The organism is Marinobacter sp. CP1, assembly GCF_001266795.1.
GTDB classification, from domain to species: domain Bacteria; phylum Pseudomonadota; class Gammaproteobacteria; order Pseudomonadales; family Oleiphilaceae; genus Marinobacter; species Marinobacter flavimaris.
The window spans coordinates 1,073,520-1,093,773 of the sequence record NZ_CP011929.1 but is presented as its reverse complement, the minus strand read 5'-3'; the positions used below and the strand labels follow the sequence as shown (position 1 = coordinate 1,093,773).

General features: G+C 57.4%; 21 protein-coding genes. 10 read left to right on the top strand and 11 right to left on the bottom strand.

What is annotated here, in order from left to right:
• Positions 1-150 precede the first annotated feature (150 nt).
• Genes ACP86_RS05185 through ACP86_RS05175 form a run of 3 tightly spaced genes read left to right on the top strand, consistent with a single transcriptional unit; the run spans position 151 to position 3,111 of the window.
• A complete protein-coding gene (locus tag ACP86_RS05185; protein ID WP_053112971.1) occupies positions 151-636 on the top strand; it encodes a cupredoxin domain-containing protein in 486 nt (161 codons plus the stop codon).
• Positions 637-649: 13 nt separating this feature from the next.
• Positions 650-2,371 carry a copper resistance system multicopper oxidase gene (locus ACP86_RS05180; protein WP_053112970.1) on the top strand — a complete coding sequence of 574 codons (1,722 nt, stop codon included), beginning with the start codon at positions 650-652 and terminating at the stop codon, positions 2,369-2,371.
• Complete coding sequence (locus tag ACP86_RS05175; RefSeq protein WP_053112969.1) at positions 2,368-3,111, top strand: copper resistance protein B; 744 nt, start codon at positions 2,368-2,370, stop codon at positions 3,109-3,111. Before ACP86_RS05180 ends, ACP86_RS05175 begins: the two co-directional genes overlap by 4 nt.
• Positions 3,112-3,160: 49 nt before the next feature.
• Here ACP86_RS05175 and ACP86_RS05170 read toward each other — a convergent pair whose 3' ends face one another.
• Genes ACP86_RS05170 through ACP86_RS05160 form a run of 3 tightly spaced genes read right to left on the bottom strand, consistent with a single transcriptional unit; the run spans position 3,161 to position 4,987 of the window.
• Positions 3,161-3,856 carry an SPOR domain-containing protein gene (locus ACP86_RS05170; protein ID WP_053112968.1) on the bottom strand — a complete coding sequence of 232 codons (696 nt, stop codon included), beginning with the start codon at positions 3,854-3,856 and terminating at the stop codon, positions 3,161-3,163.
• Between the two features lie 15 nt (positions 3,857-3,871).
• Positions 3,872-4,609: a HupE/UreJ family protein gene (locus ACP86_RS05165; protein ID WP_176443057.1), complete on the bottom strand. Its 738-nt coding sequence runs from the start codon at positions 4,607-4,609 to the stop codon at positions 3,872-3,874.
• Between the two features lie 48 nt (positions 4,610-4,657).
• The gene (locus ACP86_RS05160) at positions 4,658-4,987 is read right to left on the bottom strand and encodes a hypothetical protein (protein ID WP_227507825.1); all 330 of its coding nucleotides are present in this window, start codon (positions 4,985-4,987) and stop codon (positions 4,658-4,660) included.
• 318 nt (positions 4,988-5,305) lie between these two features.
• Between ACP86_RS05160 and ACP86_RS05155 the strand changes: the two genes are divergently transcribed.
• Positions 5,306-5,815 carry a hypothetical protein gene (locus ACP86_RS05155; RefSeq protein WP_053115464.1) on the top strand — a complete coding sequence of 170 codons (510 nt, stop codon included), beginning with the start codon at positions 5,306-5,308 and terminating at the stop codon, positions 5,813-5,815.
• Positions 5,816-5,829: 14 nt separating this feature from the next.
• Here the strand turns inward: ACP86_RS05155 and ACP86_RS05150 are convergent, their stop codons facing one another.
• The 5 genes from ACP86_RS05150 to ACP86_RS05135 form a co-directional block, all read right to left on the bottom strand.
• Complete coding sequence (locus ACP86_RS05150) at positions 5,830-7,347, bottom strand: FAD-binding domain-containing protein (RefSeq protein ID WP_053112966.1); 1,518 nt, start codon at positions 7,345-7,347, stop codon at positions 5,830-5,832.
• Complete coding sequence (locus tag ACP86_RS22015; protein ID WP_075267585.1) at positions 7,344-7,490, bottom strand: DUF2256 domain-containing protein; 147 nt, start codon at positions 7,488-7,490, stop codon at positions 7,344-7,346. Before ACP86_RS22015 ends, ACP86_RS05150 begins: the two co-directional genes overlap by 4 nt.
• Before the next feature lie 54 nt (positions 7,491-7,544).
• A complete protein-coding gene (locus ACP86_RS05145; protein ID WP_053112965.1) occupies positions 7,545-8,459 on the bottom strand; it encodes a cation diffusion facilitator family transporter in 915 nt (304 codons plus the stop codon).
• Between the two features lie 74 nt (positions 8,460-8,533).
• A complete protein-coding gene (locus tag ACP86_RS05140) occupies positions 8,534-9,127 on the bottom strand; it encodes an SCO family protein (RefSeq protein WP_053112964.1) in 594 nt (197 codons plus the stop codon).
• A complete protein-coding gene (locus ACP86_RS05135; protein ID WP_053112963.1) occupies positions 9,124-9,963 on the bottom strand; it encodes a cytochrome c oxidase assembly protein in 840 nt (279 codons plus the stop codon). Before ACP86_RS05135 ends, ACP86_RS05140 begins: the two co-directional genes overlap by 4 nt.
• A 126-nt stretch (positions 9,964-10,089) precedes the next feature.
• On the opposite strand from ACP86_RS05135, the gene ACP86_RS23170 reads away from it, so the two are divergent.
• Both ACP86_RS23170 and ACP86_RS23165 read left to right on the top strand, forming a co-directional pair.
• Complete coding sequence (locus ACP86_RS23170; RefSeq protein ID WP_227507824.1) at positions 10,090-10,803, top strand: HAD family hydrolase; 714 nt, start codon at positions 10,090-10,092, stop codon at positions 10,801-10,803.
• Between the two features lie 45 nt (positions 10,804-10,848).
• Positions 10,849-11,778, top strand: a complete 930-nt coding sequence (locus ACP86_RS23165) for an HAD family hydrolase (RefSeq protein WP_227507823.1) — start codon at positions 10,849-10,851, stop codon at positions 11,776-11,778.
• Between the two features lie 29 nt (positions 11,779-11,807).
• On the opposite strand, the gene ACP86_RS05125 is transcribed toward ACP86_RS23165, so the two are convergent.
• Positions 11,808-13,340: a cryptochrome/photolyase family protein gene (locus ACP86_RS05125; RefSeq protein WP_053112962.1), complete on the bottom strand. Its 1,533-nt coding sequence runs from the start codon at positions 13,338-13,340 to the stop codon at positions 11,808-11,810.
• 205 nt (positions 13,341-13,545) lie between these two features.
• Here ACP86_RS05125 and hemN point away from each other — a divergent pair, with 205 nt between their 5' ends.
• Entirely contained in the window at positions 13,546-14,964 is a 1,419-nt protein-coding gene (hemN, locus tag ACP86_RS05120; protein ID WP_094182510.1) for an oxygen-independent coproporphyrinogen III oxidase, read from the top strand.
• 114 nt (positions 14,965-15,078) lie between these two features.
• On the opposite strand, the gene ACP86_RS05115 is transcribed toward hemN, so the two are convergent.
• Entirely contained in the window at positions 15,079-17,106 is a 2,028-nt protein-coding gene (locus tag ACP86_RS05115) for a methyl-accepting chemotaxis protein (protein ID WP_053112960.1), read from the bottom strand.
• Positions 17,107-17,448: 342 nt separating this feature from the next.
• Between ACP86_RS05115 and ubiU the strand changes: the two genes are divergently transcribed.
• From ubiU to ACP86_RS05100, 3 genes are all read left to right on the top strand, one after another.
• On the top strand, positions 17,449-18,444 hold the full coding sequence (ubiU, locus tag ACP86_RS05110; protein WP_053112959.1) for a ubiquinone anaerobic biosynthesis protein UbiU: 996 nt from the start codon (positions 17,449-17,451) through the stop codon (positions 18,442-18,444).
• Positions 18,445-18,457: 13 nt separating this feature from the next.
• Positions 18,458-19,351: a U32 family peptidase gene (locus tag ACP86_RS05105; protein WP_053112958.1), complete on the top strand. Its 894-nt coding sequence runs from the start codon at positions 18,458-18,460 to the stop codon at positions 19,349-19,351.
• Positions 19,352-19,462: 111 nt separating this feature from the next.
• Positions 19,463-19,825: a DUF488 domain-containing protein gene (locus tag ACP86_RS05100; RefSeq protein ID WP_053115463.1), complete on the top strand. Its 363-nt coding sequence runs from the start codon at positions 19,463-19,465 to the stop codon at positions 19,823-19,825.
• Positions 19,826-19,908: 83 nt separating this feature from the next.
• Here the strand turns inward: ACP86_RS05100 and ACP86_RS05095 are convergent, their stop codons facing one another.
• Entirely contained in the window at positions 19,909-20,235 is a 327-nt protein-coding gene (locus ACP86_RS05095) for a carboxymuconolactone decarboxylase family protein (protein ID WP_053112957.1), read from the bottom strand.
• Positions 20,236-20,254 lie beyond the last annotated feature (19 nt).

The following is a 20,254-nucleotide window of genomic DNA, read 5'->3' as shown; positions in this document are numbered from 1 at the left end:
GTCCCCTTGCTGCAGGTATGGCAGAACGTGCCAGTGTCCAGCATTTACCTGAACCCAGCCTGAACGCTAAATAATTCGTCATTTTCAGAAAGGATTCAGGTTGGTGAGCGATGGAACTTATCGTTTCTGGATATTGCGGCCTCATTATTGATGTCCGCGACTGCTTTTGCTGCCGGTGCCCACAGCGGTGGGCATGGAACAGGCAGTGGTGAACCCGGGAAGGCATCTGAAGCCACCCGAACCATCAACGTGGAGATGCACGACAATTACTACGAGCCGAAGTCCATTGATGTAAAAGCCGGTGAAACCGTTCGTTTTGTTGTGCAGAACAGGGGCCAGCTGGTTCACGAGTTCAATATTGGTACACCGTCCATGCATGAAGCCCATCAGAAGGAAATGCAGATGATGGTTGAGCACGGCGTGCTCAAGGGCGATCACATCGATCACGAGATGATGGAAATGGACATGGGCGATGGTCACTCCATGAAACATGACGATCCCAACAGCGTTCTGCTGGAGCCGGGTGAGAGCAAAGAGATCGTTTGGACCTTCACCGAAAAAGCCGACCTCGAGTTCGCCTGTAACGTGCCTGGGCACTATCAGGCCGGTATGTACGGCGACATTGATTTTGAATAAGCAGGCCTACTCCATGAAAAAGCGAATGCTGGCCGCCATTTTCGGTGGTTTACTCTCCATGGCGGCCAGTGCCGCTGAGTACAATATTTCGGTGGATCGGGTACAGATCGACACCGGCGATTTCGTCAAGGAAGGCATTGGTTACAACGGCGCCTCACCCGGACCGGTCCTGCGGTTCAAGGAAGGGGAAGAGGTGACCATCAATGTAACCAATAACCTGGATGAGATGACGTCCATCCACTGGCACGGGCTGATCCTTCCGTTTGAGCAGGATGGCGTGCCCGGAATCAGCTTTGCAGGTATCAAACCGGGCGAAACCTTCACTTATCAGTTTCCGATTGTTCAGGCCGGCACCTACTGGTTTCACAGCCATTCCGGCTTTCAGGAACCCAATGGGGCCTACGGCGCCATCGTGATTGAACCGAAAGGTCGCGAGCCGTTCCGCTACGATCGGGAATTCGTGGTGCAGCTGACCGACAAGCATCCCCATTCCGGGGATCGCATCATGCGGAACCTGAAAATGTCTGCCGATTACTACAACCGCCAGCAGCAGACCATGGGCGATTTCTTCGCGGAGTCTGGAGAGAAAGGTTTCATGGCAGCGTTGCGGGATCGGATGATGTGGGGCGATATGCGCATGATGAAAGCGGATATCGAAGATGTGCAGGGTTTTACCGCGCTGATCAACGGCAAGGGGCCAGAGCAGAACTGGACCGGGCTGTTCGAGCCGGGTGAACGGATCCGTCTGCGCTTCATCAACTCTTCCGCCATGACCTATTTCGACGTTCGCATTCCCGGTCTGGAAATGACCGTGGTCCAGGCGGATGGCAACAATGTGCAGCCGGTGAACGTGGACGAGTTCCGCATTGGCGTGGCAGAAACCTACGATGTGATCGTTCGCATCACGGATAGGAAAGCCTACACCATCTTTGCCGAATCCATGGGCCGCTCGGGCTTTGCCAGGGGGACTCTTGCGCCGGAAGAGGGGATGACGGCAGAAGTGCCGGAACTTCGGGAGGCGCCATTGCTGACCATGGCCGATATGGCCGGGCATATGGATCATGGCGATATGAATCATGGAGACATGAGCAAAGACGCCATGGGCGGCATGAACGACGACGGCATGGACAGTGGTGAAATGGCCGGGATGGATCACAGTGCCATGGGCCATGGCAGTATGGGCGGGAGCGATGGAGCTTCCATGCCGGAAGATCCCTTTTATGCCAGTGGCAGCGGGTTGATGCCCACCGCCAGCAATGGTGGAAAGTTCCTGTCCTATGCCGATCTCAGGGCACAGAACCCGTTGTACGAACACCGCGAGCCAACCCGCGAGATTGAATTGCGCCTTACTGGCAACATGGAGCGCTATGAGTGGAGCATCAACGGCATCAAGTATGAGGATGCCGACCCCATCGTCCTGCAGTATGGCGAGCGGGTCCGCATCAAATTCGTCAACGAAACCATGATGACCCACCCCATGCACCTGCACGGTATGTGGTCGATCCTTGATGTGGGCGAGGGCAAATGGAACCCCCTGAAGCACGTGATCAGCGTGGCGCCAGCCACCACTGTCTATATGGAAACGGAGGTGGATGCACCGGGTGAGTGGGCGTTCCATTGCCATCTTTCCTACCACGCCGCCTCCGGCATGTTCCGCAAGATCGTGGTTGAAGGTGGCCCGGACAGCTCCGTTGCCGAGGGCAAGCCAAGCGGCACACAGGGAGGTGAATCATGAGTCGGTTAACAGCCTCCATGTGCGGCCTGACTCTGGCCGTGACTGCAATGTCCACACCAGCGATTGCCCAGGACGATCCGGCCAAAAAGACCCAGACCGCCAAGAGCTTCTGGGGTGTGTCTGCGGAGAAGTTTGAGTACCGGTATAGCGATTCGGACGAGGAGCTGGCGGTTATTGAAGGCGATGCCTTTTATGGCACCGATGAACTGAAATTCCGCTGGTTGTTCGAGGGCGAGTGGGAAGAGGGTCACAATGCCTGGGAAACCCTGGAAAACCAGTTTGTTGCCCAGACTCCGGTGGATGACTTCTGGGATGCCAAGGCCGGAATCCGCATAGATACCCCGGAAGGTCCGGACCGGGTCTATGGCGTGCTTGGGGTCACCGGGCTGGCACCCTACTGGTTCGAGGTAGACACCAACCTTTATGTCAGCGATGAAGGCGACGCCTCGGCGGACTTTGAGGCGGAATACGAGTTGTTGGTCACCAACTTCTGGATCCTGTCGGCTTCGTTCGAGACTCTTGTGGCGTTTTCAGAGGATCGGGAGATTGGTGTCGGCAAGGGGCTCAATTCCACCGAGTGGGGGCTGAGGCTGAGTTATGACCTGATTGACCGGGCCTTCTCGCCCTATGTGGGCGTGGTACACGAGCGCAAGTACGGCGACACTGCTGATCTGGCAGAAGCCGGGGGCGGAAGCACAGAAGACTGGTTTGCCGTGATTGGCGCGCGAATCGCCTTCTGATCTTTCGGATAGCGTGCCGGGGCAGAACCCACCCCGGCACATTCGCGCCTCAGAGCACTTTCTTCAACTGGCCATAGTCTCCGCCAGTGCGCAGTACCAGAGTGATGTTATTGTCGTTACGGTTCCGGAAAAACCACCCGTGGTCGCCGGTAAAGGCGGCCTCAAGCTCTCCTTCATCTTCAGGAACACCTCGGCCCTTCTCGTAAGAGATGGATTGGCCGCTACCGTTGCCGTGGGTGTCGTAGTTGATAGGGCCGCCTTCAGACGCCCAGGAGTATCGGGCCACAGCCCCTTCCTCCATAGTGAGTTTGAATTCGGTTCCCTCGCCCGGCGTCAGCACCACGCGTACTTCATCCTGCCATTGCGGTTCGACAGCTACTGGTTCAGCCGCGGGCTCTGGTTTCGCAGCCGTGATCTCTGCTTCGGGCGCAGAGACCGATTCATCTGAAGGCTCGGCCATGACAGGCTCCGCGACTTCCTGAGGCCCTTGTGCAGACGACGATTGAACGGCAACCATCTCGGCCTCCGCGTCGGCGGCGGCTTCCTCGGCCAGCTGTTCCTTGATTTCACCCATTTCGGTCAAGCCCAGCAGTCGTCCGGCTCCGGTCGGATCGAGCGCGTACTCCGCAGGCATGACAACGGTAACCAGCAGTACCAGCGCCACGATGGCCGCAACAATGGTTGATTGAATCAGTTTCGCGGTACTGGGCAGTTCTTCTCGATTAGGTATGTCGGTGTTGTACATAAAGGTTCTCCAGAATCAGGCGACGAAATAACCGGTAAGCTGATAGCCGAATAGCAGGAAGCCTGCACTCATCATGGCCACATTCGCGGTGTAGGCATGGCGGAAAAAGCCGTCGGTTTTGCGCCAGAAATTGATGGCAATCAGGATCATGGCCAGGGCAATGAGCTGTCCGATTTCCACGCCCACATTGAAAGCAAGAAGGTTCGGAATCAGCCCATCGGGAGAGATGTCGTACTCAAGGATCTTGGTGGACAATCCAAAGCCATGGAAAAGACCAAAGATGAGCGTGGCGGCTTTGGTGTCGGGCTGAAAGCCAAACCAGCGCTGATAGGCGCCGATGTTGTCCAGTGCCTTGTACACTATCGACAGGCCGATAATCGCATCGATGATGTAGCTGTTAATGCCGACGTTGAAGTACACGCCCAGCAGCATCGTGGTGGAATGTCCCAGGGCAAACAGACTTACGTAGATAGCGATGTGCTGCATGCGGTACAGGAAGAAAATGACCCCAAGCAGAAACAGCAGGTGGTCGTAACCGGTGACCATGTGTTTGGCACCGAGGTAGGTAAAAGCAATCAGGTTTATGCCGGTAATTTCCTGAATGTATCCTTTATCGCCCTGGGCGACGGCATGGGCTAACGCATCAGTGCTGAGGCCGAGCAGGCCCAGTGTCAGGAATATCCAGAAAAAACGATTTCCGCCGGAAGCAACCCGCGCCCAGTGGCGAGGTTTGCCAAGCAAAGTTGACAGCATGGTAACTCCGTAGAATGGGTTTTCGTTCAGCTGCTAAGGCAGCATTGCTCAGACAAACGTGTAGAGCTTCGGCGGGCGGTCGAGCCGGTAACGAAAACTGCAGGGATCCTCTCCGGCATAGGGAACAGGGCGCCGGAGTGAAGGTGTCAGGTTGGAGAAAACCGGCACGTTCAACCGGTCTGCTGACTCATGGGAGTGATTGCCGGAGTCATGATGAGAGTGGCGGTCTTGCTGGTCTTGCACGTCGTGACTGTGATGATCATGACCGTGGGAGTGCTCGCCTCCGTTCAGAGGCTTGGCTTCCGTCAGCTCCGGTACTCCATGGGATAACGTTTCTCCCATGAACGAGAATGTCAGGCCGATGAGAGCAATCAGCATGACAATAATCGGAATTCTTTTTTTACGGTTAATGGCCGTAATCATAAGAACCAGCTTCTGAACTCAAGCCCCGCACGTGCGTTAATACGCAACGGGGCGATGCAATGGTTGGTAGCGAAAGAATACCATTCCCAGCCAGTTTTTCAGGAATTAAAACAATGAAATGTGATCGCTCTTGAACGTTTGCGGTTCAACTGGATGACACAGATCAATCTGTATGCTCTTAACCACGCTTGATGGATATTTTTCAGTTTCAATTCAGTTTCATGGTCTTTACTCATGGTGATGCACATTGTTGCAGCCAATAAGGAGGATCTCATGAACAGATTAAGTCGTTTCGTTGCCTGTTCCGTGTTCGTTGTATTGCCCGCTTTTGCTCTTGCTCAGGGCAACTCGGGGCAAATGCCTCGTGGCGGTATGATGAATCAGGAACAAGTGCAGCAGATGAATGAAAATATGGCACGCATGCAGGCCATGATGCAGGAAATGCGGAACGCGAACTCCAACGCTGAACGCCAGAGACTGCGCGAGCAACACATGGAGTACATGCAGGAGCATATGCAGATGATGCGTGGCGGCATGATGGGGCCCGGGATGATGGGCCAGGGCATGATGGGCAACGGTCAGGGAATGATGGGTAGTGGCCAGGGCATGATGAACAACCAAGGTCAGGGTAAAAAACAGTCCGGCAATGCCCAGGGAAATCGTTCGGGTGGTCCGGGTATGGACAACGAGCAGCGTCTGGAGATGATGGAGAACCGGATGAACCAGATGCAGATGATGATGGAGCAAATGCTGGAGCACCAGCGGCAACTGAACCGCAACTGATGCGGGTAAGCGGTCTAGTCGAACAGTGACAGCTGATCGGATTGCTGCTTCGATGGCACGCGGGGGCGTTTCTGAACAGGTCCCTTGCGACTGCCGTGTCGTAGCAGCACCCGATCTGTTTCTGTCTTGCTGACCTGCTGCTTGCGAAAGTCGCCAACCGCCTTACGGGCAACCCGGGCCGCCTGTTCATGATCGCACACCGGCGAGATGTAGGTGTTGCCGCCGTAACGCTCTTTCTGGGTCGGCGTCATTAACCAGGGGGTGTGGATCATTTCACTGGGCACGCCAGCCAGCTCGGGTATCCAGCGCCGGATGAACTCGCCATCGGGGTCCAGTTTCTGGCTTTGCAGCACCGGGTTGTAAATTCGCAGAGCGTTGATGCCTGTGAGTCCGGACTGCATCTGGGTCTGGGAGTAGTGTATGCCCGGCTCGAAATCGGTAAACAAGCGGGCCAGGTGAAGGGCCGGATCGCGCCAGTGCAGCCACAGCTGGTAGCTGGCGATTGCCATCAGCATGGCTCGCATCCGGAAGTTGATCCAGCCGGAGTGGGCCAGTGCACGCATGCTGGCGTCCACCAGGGGCCATCCGGTCTGGCCTTCCTGCCAGCGTTGCAGTCGCTCGGAATCATTGGGCCCGGTTTTCAACGCCTCCATTTCCCGGTGCATGGCCCGGAACTCCAACTCCGGTTCGTCTTCCAGTTTCTGGATGAAATGGCAATGCCAGTGCAATCGGGACCGGAAGCTGGTCAGGCTTTTCTTTTTTCGGGGCAGGGTATTGCGGTGGTTGCCGGTGGCCTTGGCCTCCTGGTAGATCTCCCGCAGGCTGACAGTGCCGTAGGCAATATGCGGACTCAGGCGCGAACAGGCCCTGACGGCGGTGTTCGGGCTGGAAATGTTGTACTGGTAACCGACGCAGCGGCGATCCAGGAAGGAGCCGAGGAGCTTTTCTCCTCTTGCGCTGCCGCCTTTCTGGCGGTCCGGGCATGAGTCTGGCACTTCGAAACCCTGGCCATTGTCGGCAGCCCAATCGGTCTTCAGGATATTCGATGTCGGGATTGCAGTCGGAGCCTCCAGCACTGGCTGGCGCATCAGCTCGGTCCACGCCCTGTCCCAGACATCCCGGTCGCTCAGGCGGCGAACCACACCGAACTGGTTCCACTCACGGAATTCCACCTGGTTTTCCGAACACCAGCCAATTACCGCCCTGTCACGCTCGAAGGTCCAGTTTCCGCCGGTTTCCTGATGACAAAAGATGCGGTTGACGCCCTGGTGGGCCAGGAGCTGCTTTAGCGCATCAATAACCGACCCTCGAATCACCAGCAACTGGCTGCCGGCCTTGCGCAACTGTCGGTCCAGGTCGTCCAGAGAATCCCGGATAAACGCCCACTGCCGGCCGCTGGTATCCGGCAGTTGCCAGTACTCATCCTCGATAACATACAGCGGAATGACGGGCTCTCCCAGGCTCGCTGCCGCCACCAGGGGGGCATGATCGCGTGCACGCAAATCGCGCTTGAACCACACAACGGTCGTCATGTGGATGCGTTCCTCTCGCGCCGGCAACGCTCGCTGCAGTAGCGGACATTTTCCCAGTCCTTTGCCCACTTTTTTCGCCACGCGAAGGGCCGCTGGCAGACCGGGCAGGTCTTTTCAGGGAGATTCAGCTTTTTGTGAGGCACTAGCGAGCTCCGTTCAGGTTTCTGGCCATAGTACGTCCGGCTCCTTCCCGGGGATCAGCAGTATGCAAGTGTCGGGCAATTGCTGGCCTCCCGCTCCCATTGAATGGTCACATGCTGGATATTGAAGTCACTTGCCAGCATTCGGGTGGCCTGCTCGATGATCTGATCGTCACTGGCCGGGTCGGGCTTTACCAGATGGACTGTGAGAGCGTTCTCCGTTGTGCTCAGCCCCCAGATGTGGAGATGATGAACCGATTCAACACCGGGCAGTCCTTTCAGACTATCGAGGACTTCCTGCGGGTTGATGTCCCTGGGTACCGCGTCTACCGCAAGATTGAGCGAATCCTTGAGCAACTGCCAGGTTCCCATAAAGATCACTGCTGCGATCACCAGACTTACGAGCGGATCTATCCAGTCAAGGCCGGTAAACAGGATCACAAGGCCGGCAACCACAACGCCTACGGACACAGCCGTGTCTGCCGCCATGTGGAGGAACGCCCCGCGGATATTAAGATCGCCCTCCTGGCCTTTCATGAACAGTAGCATCGTGAGGCCATTGATAATGACCCCGATGCCGGCGACCACGATGACGGTCAAACCGGTAACCTCCGCCGGTTCGCTGAAACGGCCAATGGCCTCCCAGGCAATGCCGCCAACGGCAGCAATCAGAAAAAGCGAGTTGAACAGAGCTGCCAGGATCGTGGATTTTTTCAGTCCGTAGGTGTTCCGGTCGGTGGCTTTCTGGGTGGCAAGCCAACTCGCAACCCAGGCCATGACAAGGCCAAGCACATCGCTCAGGTTATGGCCGGCATCTGCCAGCAGGGCCAGGGATCCGGACAGGACACCGTAGACCGCCTCAATGGCAACAAAGACCACATTGAGCACGACGGCCAGCGCAAACGAGCGATTATGCGTGTCGAAATGCTGCGCATGGCCGTGCCCGTGGCTGTGATCGTGGTGGCTGTGCATTTTCTGCTCTCCGTTTATTGATGATTCTGGGGAGCATTCAAAACCCTGTAGTTGCTACAGGGTCAAGGGTGAGATTAACTCGATTCCCGGGCCAGCTGGGCCAGATCTTCACTGATCTGCTCTGGCGACAGTCCGGGTCGCAGGAGCAGCCGGGCGTTGCCGTCGCGATCGAAAACGTAAACGGCGCTGCTGTGTGAAACGTTGTAGTTGCCGCTGGCGTCGGGTTCGTCGTAACCGAAGGTGGTCCGGTAGCGTTTGGCGAGTTTTCGAAGCGCGGGTTCTTCTGCAGTCAGGCCAACGACCCGATCGCCGAAGAAATTCACGTAACTGGCCAGGCGTTCCGGGGTATCCCTGCGCGGGTCAACGCTTACGAACAGGGTGGTGACGTCGTCCCGATACTTTTCGGGAAGTTGCTGAACCGAGCGGCGCAGATCAGTCAGCGTGGTCGGGCAGACATCCGGGCAGGAGGTGAAGCCGAAATACACCAGGCGGATGTTGCCCTGCGAGTCTGCGGGAGTGACAGTGTTTCCGTCGGTGCCCTGGAGCTGGAACTGGAGCCTGGGCATCAGGCCCGAGATGTCCTTGCCATGCCAGCTTTCCTCATTCCCGGCACAGCCGGCGAGCATCAGGGCAACGAAAACAGGCCATAGTGGCAGCGTTCTGTTCATGCGTTTCCTCCTGCCATCGAGCGGCTTTTGGGGAATTTGCCATCTTCATGCATGGCCCGGCGGAGCACAATCAGGATGCCAATGATGCTCATCATGGCCGGGGGAATCCAGGTCAGCAGACCGCCCAGTAACTGGTCGGTTTCCGGGGGCATGGGCCAGGCCCGGCCGCAGACTTCGTAGACGTCATAAACCATGCCGCGGGAAAACACGATCCAGGCCCCGAGAATCATCTGGGGGATCGCCACCAGCGCCAGCAGGAGTATACGTTTGCCGTAGCCCAGGGCACTGGTGATGGCCGGGGAGCGGGGATCAAAGATCAGCCACCAGAACAGCAGGCCATCCAGCAGCATGCTCCAGTTCATGATCCAGTAGAGCTGCCGGCTGAGCATGGCGTCAAAATGGATGGGCGGCCAGAGCCAGAAGTAGATCAGTCCCACGAACAGAACCGAAGCGATAACCGGTTGCTGCAGCAGCCGGTAAATCCAGCCCAGCGGCTGCAGCCAGTAGCGTACAGACGGTGAAATCTTCTGGTACCAGAATCGCATCACCGGCAGAGGGTTAGATAGCGCAATCAGGATCGGCCCCAGGTGGTGAAGAATCAGGTGCTGGCCCCGATGGACGAAAAACATGTACTGGGAGTAGTAATCAAATCGGGTCTGCATCACCGCGTAACAGAGCATGACCCCGAGCGTGAAAGTGATGATGCGGCCCGATCCCGGCCGGTCCTGCTCCGGCATCCTCAGTAGCCCGACACCATAAAACCCGAGCACCAGCATATAACTGAGCAGGGTCAGCGGTGAAAAATCATAGGGCAGCAGGTAGCTCGATACTGGCATGGATCAGACTCGATGCGTGCACGCATTGGAAACCGGGTTTATCTTTCTTGTCAGTACCGCCGAGTTTTGCCGGCCCGGCGGCGGATTTCAAGGCCGGCTTCAGGAAACTTCTGATGGAGGCGGAGCATGGCCCGATTCTGTGATTCCATTTCAGCGCCGTCAGTGCTGATTTTCGACTGGCACGGCACCCTGGTAGACACCCACGATGCCATGTTCAGTGCTATGGAAGACATGTTGCCGCAGTTGGAGGATCTGGGGCTGGTGGAGCGGCTGCTGCCGGAGGATAAATGCCGAACATCGGATGATGCCCGCCTGGTGCGTTACATCCGTATCTTCCGGCGCCTGCATCCGCGCATTCTGGCGGAGCGCCGGGTGTCGAGGACCGATATTTTCAACGCCATCTTCGGGGATGACAAAGAAGCCAAGCTGATCGCTCACAAGGCCTACAACGAGGCCTATCGCCGCTATTTCGGGCAGGTAAAACCGTTCCAGCCCGGCGCCTATGAGTATCTCTCCGCCCTGAAAGCCATGGGTATCCGGCTGGCGGTATCCACCAACCGGAACCGGGAGTTTCTGGATCGGGAATTACAGACGGTGGACGAAGGCCGATGGCGGAACCTGTTTGATGCCACGGTGTGTGCCGACGACGTAACCGAGTATAAACCCGATCCGGAGGTGATTCTCAAAGCGCTTGAAAAGCTCGGTCTGCCAGCGGATGAAACGGCCTGGTATGTCGGCGACAGCTACGTCGACATGCTCACCGCCAACAAGGCCGGCGTCTCGGGCGTGTTCTACAACGGCGCCTGCTGGGAATCCGGCCGGATCGACAGCTGGTTTTAGCACCGGGACGCGCCGGCGGCCATTCTGGACAGCTTTGAGGACCTCATGGACCTTTTAGCCCTGCTTGAGCGGAGCCAGCCGGAGGCCTTCGAGCAGACGCCTGCCGAGGTTCGACCCCGGCCCTTTCCGCCGCCAAAGCGACCCGAGCCGAGAATTGAGCCGGACTGGCACCCGGCGGTGGTCAAGCTCATCCGTCCGGCAGTCATCCTGTTCGACTGGCACGCCACCCTGGTAGATACCCTCGACGCCATGTACCACGCGGTGGACGACATGCTGCCGGATTTCCACAAACTCAAACTGATGGACCGCATGGTGGCGCCTGAAGACAGCAAAACCCCGGAAGATGTGAAGCTGGTGGCCTACGTGCGGGAGTTTGCGAAGCTGCATCCGAAGGTGAAGGCAGACCGCAAGATTTCCCGAACCGATATCTTTGAGGTGTTGTTCGGGGACGACCAGGAAGCCAAGCAGATTGCCCACCAGGCGTTCAACCACCACTACCGGAAACACTACGGTACCGTGAAGGCGTTTGAGCCGAAGGTGCGCGAAGTTCTGGAAGGGTTACGGCGGCTGGGCATCCAGGTGGGTGTCATTACCAACCGGGACCGCGAGTTTTTCGAGCACGAACTGGCGGCGGTGGAGGATACCGGCTGGACGCATCTGTTTGATGTCGACGTCTGCGGCGACGATACACCCCTGCGCAAGCCCCACCCGGATCAACTGCTGCTGGCGGTCCAGAAACTGGATTACCCGCCCGACCCGAGTGTGTGGTACGTGGGCGATAGCACGACTGACGTTATTGCCGCCAAGCGCGCGGGCCTGACCTCGGTATTCTTCAACGGGGCCCAGTGGGATCTGCCCTGGCTGAACAAGATTTTTCCGGGTACCCACAAACACCCGGATAAGCCGGATGTGGTGGTCAACGACTTCTCGGAGTTCTGGGCTCTGGTGTTGGCCTGTGAAGTCGGACCGCCCTGAGCAAAAGATCAGGACGCCAAAGTTCTGACCTAGAGCTTTTCAATATTGGCGATCAGATTCTCCGCGCGCTTGAGCAGCGCTTCCCGTTTCTCGGGCTTCTGCTTGTCCCAGTTCCGGTACATCATGCCCATACGCGGGTTTTTGGCAAAGTCGTCCCGATGGCGATCGATGAAATGCCAGTACAGGGCGTTGAACGGGCAGGCGTCATCTTCGGTGGCCTTGTTCACCTTATAATGACAGTTGGCGCAATGGTCCGACATGCGCTGGATATACTTGCCGCTGGCGGCGTAGGGCTTTGAGCCCAGGTAGCCGCCATCCGCGTGCATGACCATCCCCAGCACGTTGGGCAGTTCCACCCAGTCATAGGCATCGGCGTACACCGCCAGGTACCAGTCACAGATTTCCTCTGGCTTGATACCCGCCAGCAGCGCGAAGTTGCCGGTAACCATCAGCCGCTGAATATGGTGGGCGTACGCGTTGCGGCGGGTGGCATCAATGGCCTTGTGCATGCACCGCATTTTCGTGTCCCCGGTCCAGTAGAACCAGGGCAGGGCGCGGGTGTTGCCCAGACGGTTTTCTTTGGCATATCCCGGCATGTTCATCCAGTAAATGCCCCGCACGAACTCGCGCCAGCCCAGTATCTGACGGATAAATCCCTCCACCGCGTTGATCGGTGCACGGCCTGAATACCACGCCTGAGCGGCCGCCTCGCAAACCGCCACCGGATCCAGAAGCCCGGAATTGATGTAGGGCGACAGGATGGAATGAAACAGCCAGTCCTCGTTGTCCGAAATCGCGTCCTGATAATCGCCAAAGCAGGGCAGGGCATAATCGATGAAGTGCTCGAGCGCCGCCTGTGCGTCTTCGGCGGTAACGGCAAAATGGAAATCGTCGGTGGTGCCGAAGTGATCGCTGAAATGCTCATCCACCAGGGCGATCACATCCCGAGTAATGGCATCCGGCTCTATCCGGAATGGCGCCGGGGCCGGCGGCTTGCCGGTCCATTTCTTCCGGTTGTCGGCATCGAAATTCCACTGCCCGCCCTCGGGCTCACCGTCGGAGGCCATCAACAAACCGGTCTTGCGCCGCATCTCCCGGTAGAAGAATTCCATCCGCAACTGCTTGCGGCCCTCGGCCCAGTCGGCAAACTCCTGCTTGGTGGCAATAAACCGTGTATCCGGCCGAATCTCCACTGGCACCCCAAGGCGTTCGTGCCAGCTACTGATCTGCTCATGCAGCCGCCATTCGCCACACTCGGTGGCGATTACTTTGTCCGCATTGATCCGCTTCACCTGTTCGCCAACCACTGCTTCAAGGCTCTGGTGTTGGTTGTCCGGATGATAGCTCTGGTAATGAACCTGCCAGCCATCGCTCTCCAGTTGCCGGGCAAAGTGACGCATGGCGCTGAACAACAGCACGATTTTCTTCTTGTGGTGGTTGGTGTAGCTGGCCTCGTCGTGTACCTCCGCCATTACCACCAGATCCCGGTCCCGGTCGGCGTTTTCGAGTGCGTTGATGTCTCTCGTTAATTGGTCGCCGAGGATCAGAATCAGGTTGGCCATGGTGAGGAATTCTCCAGTCAGTATGCTGCGGGCTATGCCCACAAAGGGGTAAACCAAGTACGCCAAGAGCCCAAGGGTGGTTCAGTAACCGGACTGGTAAACTGAAACCATCAGTCACCTGACCCGAATCAAAAAACCAGTCAAAGGATTGCCCTAAAATGCCGGCAAATCCTGGATGCCCCCGTTTTACCCCAGAGCGCCTATTATGACCTCCACACCCGCACTCAAAGCCCAAGACTCAACACTGCCAGAATTCATCTGGGATGACGCCCTGATTCGCCGCTACGACCTCAGCGGCCCGAGGTACACCTCCTACCCCACGGCCGTGGAGTTCAACCAGAACTACCCCATTGAAGACATGGTCAAAGCTGCGGCTCGCAGCAAGGCCAGTGGCCGGCCGTTGTCGCTCTACACCCACCTGCCATTCTGCGCGCACCTTTGCTACTACTGCGCCTGCAACAAGGTCATCACCAAAAAGCGTGACAAGGCGATGCCCTATGTTGAGCGGGTGCTGAAAGAGGCGGCTATCCAGTCAAAACTGTTCGGGGCCGACCGGCCGGTGACACAGCTGCATTGGGGTGGCGGTACCCCCACGTTTTTGCCTAAAGATGTGATGGAACACCTGATGGCGGGATACGGGGAGCTGTTCAACCTGCAAACCGGCGATGAGCGGGATTACAGTGTAGAGATCGACCCGCGGGAAGTGGACCAGGATACCCTGCCAACCCTGTGGAACCTGGGCTTCAACCGGATCAGTCTGGGGGTACAGGATGTAAACCCGGAGGTTCAGAAAGCAGTGAACCGTATCCAGCCCCGGGCCATGACCGAAGCGGTGCTCAACGAGGCACGGCGCATCGGCTTCCGGTCCATCAACCTGGACCTGATTTACGGCCTGCCATACCAGACGCCGGAAAGCTTTGCCGAGACCCTGGAAGCGGTGATCGAGATGTCGCCGGACCGGCTGTCAGTGTTCAGCTATGCCCACCTGCCGGACCGTTTCTATCCGCAGACCCGGATTCAGGGCGACACCCTGCCCAGTCCGCAGCAGAAGCTGACCATCCTGCATAACACCATCAACCGTTTGCTGGACGCCGGGTACGAATACATTGGCATGGACCACTTCGCCAAGCCGGACGACAGCCTGGCGGTGGCGCAACGAGAAGGCCGTCTGCACCGGAATTTCCAGGGTTACACCACCCATTCCGAATGCGATCTGGTTTCCCTCGGCGTTTCCGCAATTGGTCAGACGGACGATGCCTATTTCCAGAACAATCACGACCTGCCTTCCTGGGAAGCATCCATTGATGCCGGCCAACTGGCCATCACCAAAGGCGTCAACCTGACCCGGGACGACCGAATCCGCCGCTGGGTGATCGGCCAGCTGATTTGCCAGTTCCGGCTGGACCGTCAGCTGTTTGCAGATGTCTGGCAGGAAGATCTGAACCGCTATTTTGCCGATGAGCTCAGCCGTTTGAAGCCCATGGTTCAGGATGAACTGATTGCCGATGACGGTAACGCGCTTCAGGTTCAGCCTGCAGGGCGGTTGCTGATCCGGGCGATCTGCCAGATTTTTGATTTGTACCGCAAAGAGGGCGCCAGCCAGCGGTTCTCGCGGATTATCTGATAGTAGCGGCATGGTCGGGGTCAGAAGAGTGCTTGCTTCTGACCCCATGTTCATTTGCAGAGCCAAAAAAGGGGCTGTCCGTTTCCGGAGAGCCCCTTTTGCGTCTTGCTAGTATCAGCTGTAGGCCGGCACCTTGAACTCGTTGGCAAGGTCCTGAAGGACCCTGGCCAGCCGTGCCTGCTCGCCGGTCACCTGGGTGATTTCCTGGGAGCCGGTCAGCGTCAGTATGGCGGCTTCACTGACTGATTCCATGCTGCCCGCCAGCTCCCGGGTAACCGCCACCTGCTCTTCAGAGGCGGTCGCAATCTGGCCGGCCATATCGGAGATGCTGTTCACGTCGGTCAGGATATCCGCGAAGGTCTGCTCCAGCTCGGACGCCTGCTCACTGGTGGCGTTAGCCAACTTATGGCTTTCGACAATCGAGCGGCTGGCATTGTCTGTAATGCTCTGAAAGCTGGTGATAATCTCCTCGATCTGGGTGGTGGATTCATGGGTCTGTTGCGCCAGAGTGCGGACTTCGTCGGCGACCACCGCAAACCCTCGACCATGCTCGCCGGCGCGGGCGGCTTCAATAGCCGCGTTCAGCGCCAGCAGGTTGGTCTGGTCGGCAACCTTCCGGATCACATCGACCACATCGGCGATGGTTGAGCTGCGGCTTTCCAGCTCTTCGATCACCTCGTTCACCTTCTGAACCGACCTGGCCAGCGACCGGATGCTCCTCACGCTTCCGTGCAATACCTGCTCGCCACTCCGGCTTTTTTCCATGGCACTGCGTGCGGCATCAGCAACCTGCTGGGTGTTCCGTGAGATTTCCTCGGAGGTGGCGGACATTTCTTCGGTCGCCGCCGCCACTTGCTCAATCTGTTGCTGCTGGTTCTTCACCTGGCTGGCGTTCTGACCGGCCGTAGAGCTGGTCTCTTCCGTGGCAGTGGCCAGCTGGACGCTGGATTTGTCGATGTGGAGCAGGGCATTGCCAAAGCGTCCGAACAGCTCGTTAATGGCCTTGCCAATGGTGCCCACCTCATCATGGCTGGAGATTTCAATCTCGCGGGTCAGGTCCTTGTTGTCCATGGCGAACCGGACAGCACTCAGCAGGCTGCCAACCTGTTGGTTGATGGCCCTGATAATGAACAGCATCAGTACCAGAACGATAAGGATTGAACCTGCGGCAATTCCCGACGCAGCGACCAGATCATTACGGGCATCGGTAACACCGTGTTCCACCAGTGAGCTTAGCTCTTCCAGTATGGACTGACGGATCCCGTTCAGACCCTCAATTCGATCGGTTGTGGTTGTAAACCACTCGGAAGCCTCCAGGGCATACATGCCCGATGGGCTGCTGAAAAGGGTTTGGCGCTTCTCTTCCAGCGATTGGCTTGCGAGTGTGTTCAATCCTTTTTTCAGGTTTTCGCGCAGTTCTGAGCCGGAAGCAAACATGGCGAGTGCCTGATTGAAGTAGCCCTCCTGCTGCCCGGCGAGGCCTGCGATTCGGCGCAGAGTTGGCAAGTCAAAATCGCCACTGCGAATCAGTGAGGCGCCGATTGCACGCTCCCGACCCGCCATCTCGGCCACTTCGGCGAGTGCATAGTAGGCATTAACTTCCCGGGTCAGTTCGGGATCGGTGGAACCGCGGATAATAAGCGGAATTCGATCCACCAGTCCCATGATCAGAGTGGTGTAGCGGGTGGCTGAATCACCCGCCGCGATACTACGGCTATCCACCGCGCGGCGCAGGGAATCGAGATTATCCAGGCCCTGGCGGACAGATTGTATGCTCGCTTCCACGCTGCTCTCAAAGCTGGCATCTGCCATGAGCGAGTTGATCCCCTGGTGATAGGCAGAGATACGGGCGTCGGTTTGGCGCCGTTGCTCGGCCAGATCCCTTTCAGCTTGTCGGGCAGCATCGGTTCCCGGTTCACTGGCAAAGAAGATCGCAGACCGGCCACGCTCTTTTTGCAGCGTTTCGGTGAGGGGATCGCCGGTTTCCGTGAGTTCCACCATGGAGTGCAATTGGCGCATGTCGTGCAGTTCGCCGTAGTTCAGAACTATGCTTTCAACCGCAAAATAGAGAATAACGAGCAGGGCCGGAACCACCAGAGTGGTCAGTTTGCCCCGCATGGAGAGGTTGTTGATGAGGTTCATAGCGGTGCCTTATTTGTCTGGTTATTGCATTCATTATCCTCGGCTATGCGGTGTGCTTTATATCGCCGTGAGGGGGTAGCTGAAGGGGTAGTTTCGGGCGTGTAAGTTGTTGTTATTGTTTGTTAACAACCTGATATGGATGACAAAAAACGGTGGTAAGTAAGAGTACGCAGAGTACTACTCACTAGGTAGTTTTCCTCGCTGGCCTGTCTGTGACAGCGCGTGGAGACAACTCCGGGTACGTTTTATACAAAAAGCCATTCCGACCTGTGCTGACAATGGTCAAGGCAGTTGCTGCGTAAGTGACGGTAAGGTAAAGGCATTCTTGCAGTGGAGGATGTCATGGAACTCGTGTGCCCCGCCGGCAGCCTGCCGGCACTGAAAACCGCAGTTGATAAAGGTGCCAACGCCGTGTATTTCGGTTTTAAAGACAGCACCAACGCTCGTCAGTTTGCCGGCCTGAACTTCAACGACAAGCGTGCTGCCGAAGGGATTGAGTACGCTCATCTCCGGGGCGCGAGAGTTTTTTGTGCCATCAATACCTACCCGCAGCCAGACGGTTGGGAGCAGTGGAAAGGAGCGGTGGATCGCGCAGCCAGTCTCGGCGTAGACGCCATCATCCTGGCCGATATGGGCCTGCTGGATTATGCCGCCAACCGATATCCGCATATCCCCCGGCATCTGTCGGTTCAGGGGTCTGCCACCAGCCACGAAGCGCTCTCCTTTTATAAGGACAACTTCGATATTCGCCGGGCCGTGCTGCCCCGGGTTCTGTCGCTGGACCAAGTGCGTGGTGTGGCCAAACACAGCCCGGTGGAACTGGAAGTGTTTGCCTTCGGTAGCCTGTGCATCATGGCTGAGGGCCGCTGCTACCTGTCTTCCTACCTGACCGATGAGTCCCCGAATACCCGGGGCGCCTGTTCCCCGGCCAAAGCTGTGCGTTGGCAGGAAACCCCGCAGGGGCTTGAGTCCCGCCTCAACGATGTCCTGATTGACCGTTATGGGCAGGGCGAATCCGCCGGCTACCCGACGCTGTGCAAAGGCCGTTTTGAGGTTGAGGGTCATGTTTACCACGCCATTGAGGAGCCGGTTAGCCTGAACACCCTGGACCTGTTGCCGGAGCTTCAGGCGCTGGGTATCAGTGCCGTGAAGATTGAGGGGCGCCAACGAAGCCCGGCCTACATCGCAGACGTAGCCAGAACCTGGCGCCATGCCCTGGACAATCTTGAAGCCGACACCGACGGCTTTACTGTTGAACCTCAATGGCAGCAGACACTGGCGGGGCTTTCCGAGGGCGGCCTGACAACGCTGGGCGCCTACCATCGCAAATGGAAATAAGGTTTCACCATCCATGCTGAAGTTATCCCTGGGGCCGATCCTGTGGTTCTGGTCCAGGCAGACCGTTTTCGATTTCTATGTCAATGCCGCCGAGTGGCCGGTGGATACCATCTATCTGGGCGAAGTGGTGTGTTCCCGCCGGCGGGAACTGAAACCGGATGACTGGCTGGATCTGGCCCGTGATCTGAAAGCCTGTGGCAAGAATGTGGTGCTCTCCACGCTCACGCTGATTGAGTCGGAGGCCGATTTGCGTCGCCTGCGCCGGTTCTGTGAGCAGAATGAATTCCTGGTAGAGGCCAACGATCAGAGCGCCCTGCAGGTGGCCATCCGGAACAGGATTCCGTTTGTCACCGGCCCGTCCATGAACATCTACAATACCGCTACCCTGAAAATCCTGGCAAAGCAGGGCTTGCAGGGCTGGAATCTGCCAGTGGAGCTGGGCAAGGAAACCCTCGAGCAACTCATCAAGGAGCTGAAAGGCGAGGAACTGGATTTGCCCGCTGAGGTGTTTTCCTGGGGCTTCCTGCCCCTGGCCTGGTCCTCCCGTTGCTTTACCGCCCGCCATTACAACCTGCCCAAAGACAACTGCGAGTTCCGCTGCCTGCAGCACCCGGACGGCATGGAGTTGCGCTCCCGGGAAAGCCAGGAGCTGTTCCGCATCAACGGCATTTCCACCTTGTCTGGCTCCCGTTACGACCTGATGCGGGAGTTGCCGGATATGGAGCGTATGGGGGTAAGCACCGTGCGCCTGAGCCCGGAGCATCAGGGCATGGAGGAAGTGGTCAGACGCTTTGATCAGATACGCCGGGGTGAATTGCCGGCCACCGATCCGCTGAATTTGGTGGAGGCGCCCCCCTGCAACGGGTACTGGTATGGCAAGCCGGGGATGGATCTGGTCCCGACTTGATCCAGATAAACCCGCTGCTGCGAAAGTTGCCGGCAATTTGTTAGCGTAATACAGCGGAATTGGTCGATATCCGGAATTCTATGATCTGGAACTTCCATGCGGAGAGCGCTGATGGATATTCGCCTGAAACGTGCCTATGAACAACCCGCCCGCTCAGACGGGCAGCGGGTACTGGTTGATCGTATCTGGCCTAGAGGGGTGGCCAAAGAAAATGCGCATATAGCCCATTGGCTGAAAGGATTGGCGCCGTCAACTGAACTGCGGAAGTGGTTCGGTCATGATCCGGGAAAATGGCCGGAGTTTCGGGAGCGGTACCTTGATGAGCTGACATCAGGTGATGCCAGCGAGGATCTTGAGGCATTCAGGAAACTGCTTGAGCAACATGACCGCATAACGCTTGTGTTTGCCGCGAAGGATACCGAGCACAACAATGCTGTGGCGCTCCGGGATTATATTTTGAACGACCAACTCTGAATAGTTAGAGGGTGGCGGACCTCGCCTTCCAGGCCGCCCAGATTGTTGAGAACGCTCGCCCCTTCTTGATCTGTTCGCGAACCTTATTCCTTGCTTAGCGCTTCCTGCGCCCACTGCCAGGCCGCTACCGTTGCCGGAAAGCCTATTGAATTCATACCCAGCACCAACGCGTGCTCAATTTCCTTGCGTGTGATGCCCAGTTCCAGACTCCGACGAATGTGGGACTTCAACGCGGATTCGCGACCTGCACCCACGCATACGCCGAGCTTGACCAGGGCACGCGACTTTTCATCCAGAGGGCCGGCATCGGCGAGGACTTTGCCAAGCTGCTGGTGCGCATCTTGAAGTTCTGGAAATCGATCGCTGAAAGCAACAAAGGTTTTGGGGAGTTCAGTCTTTTCTCTACTCATCAGATTATCCTCGATATTG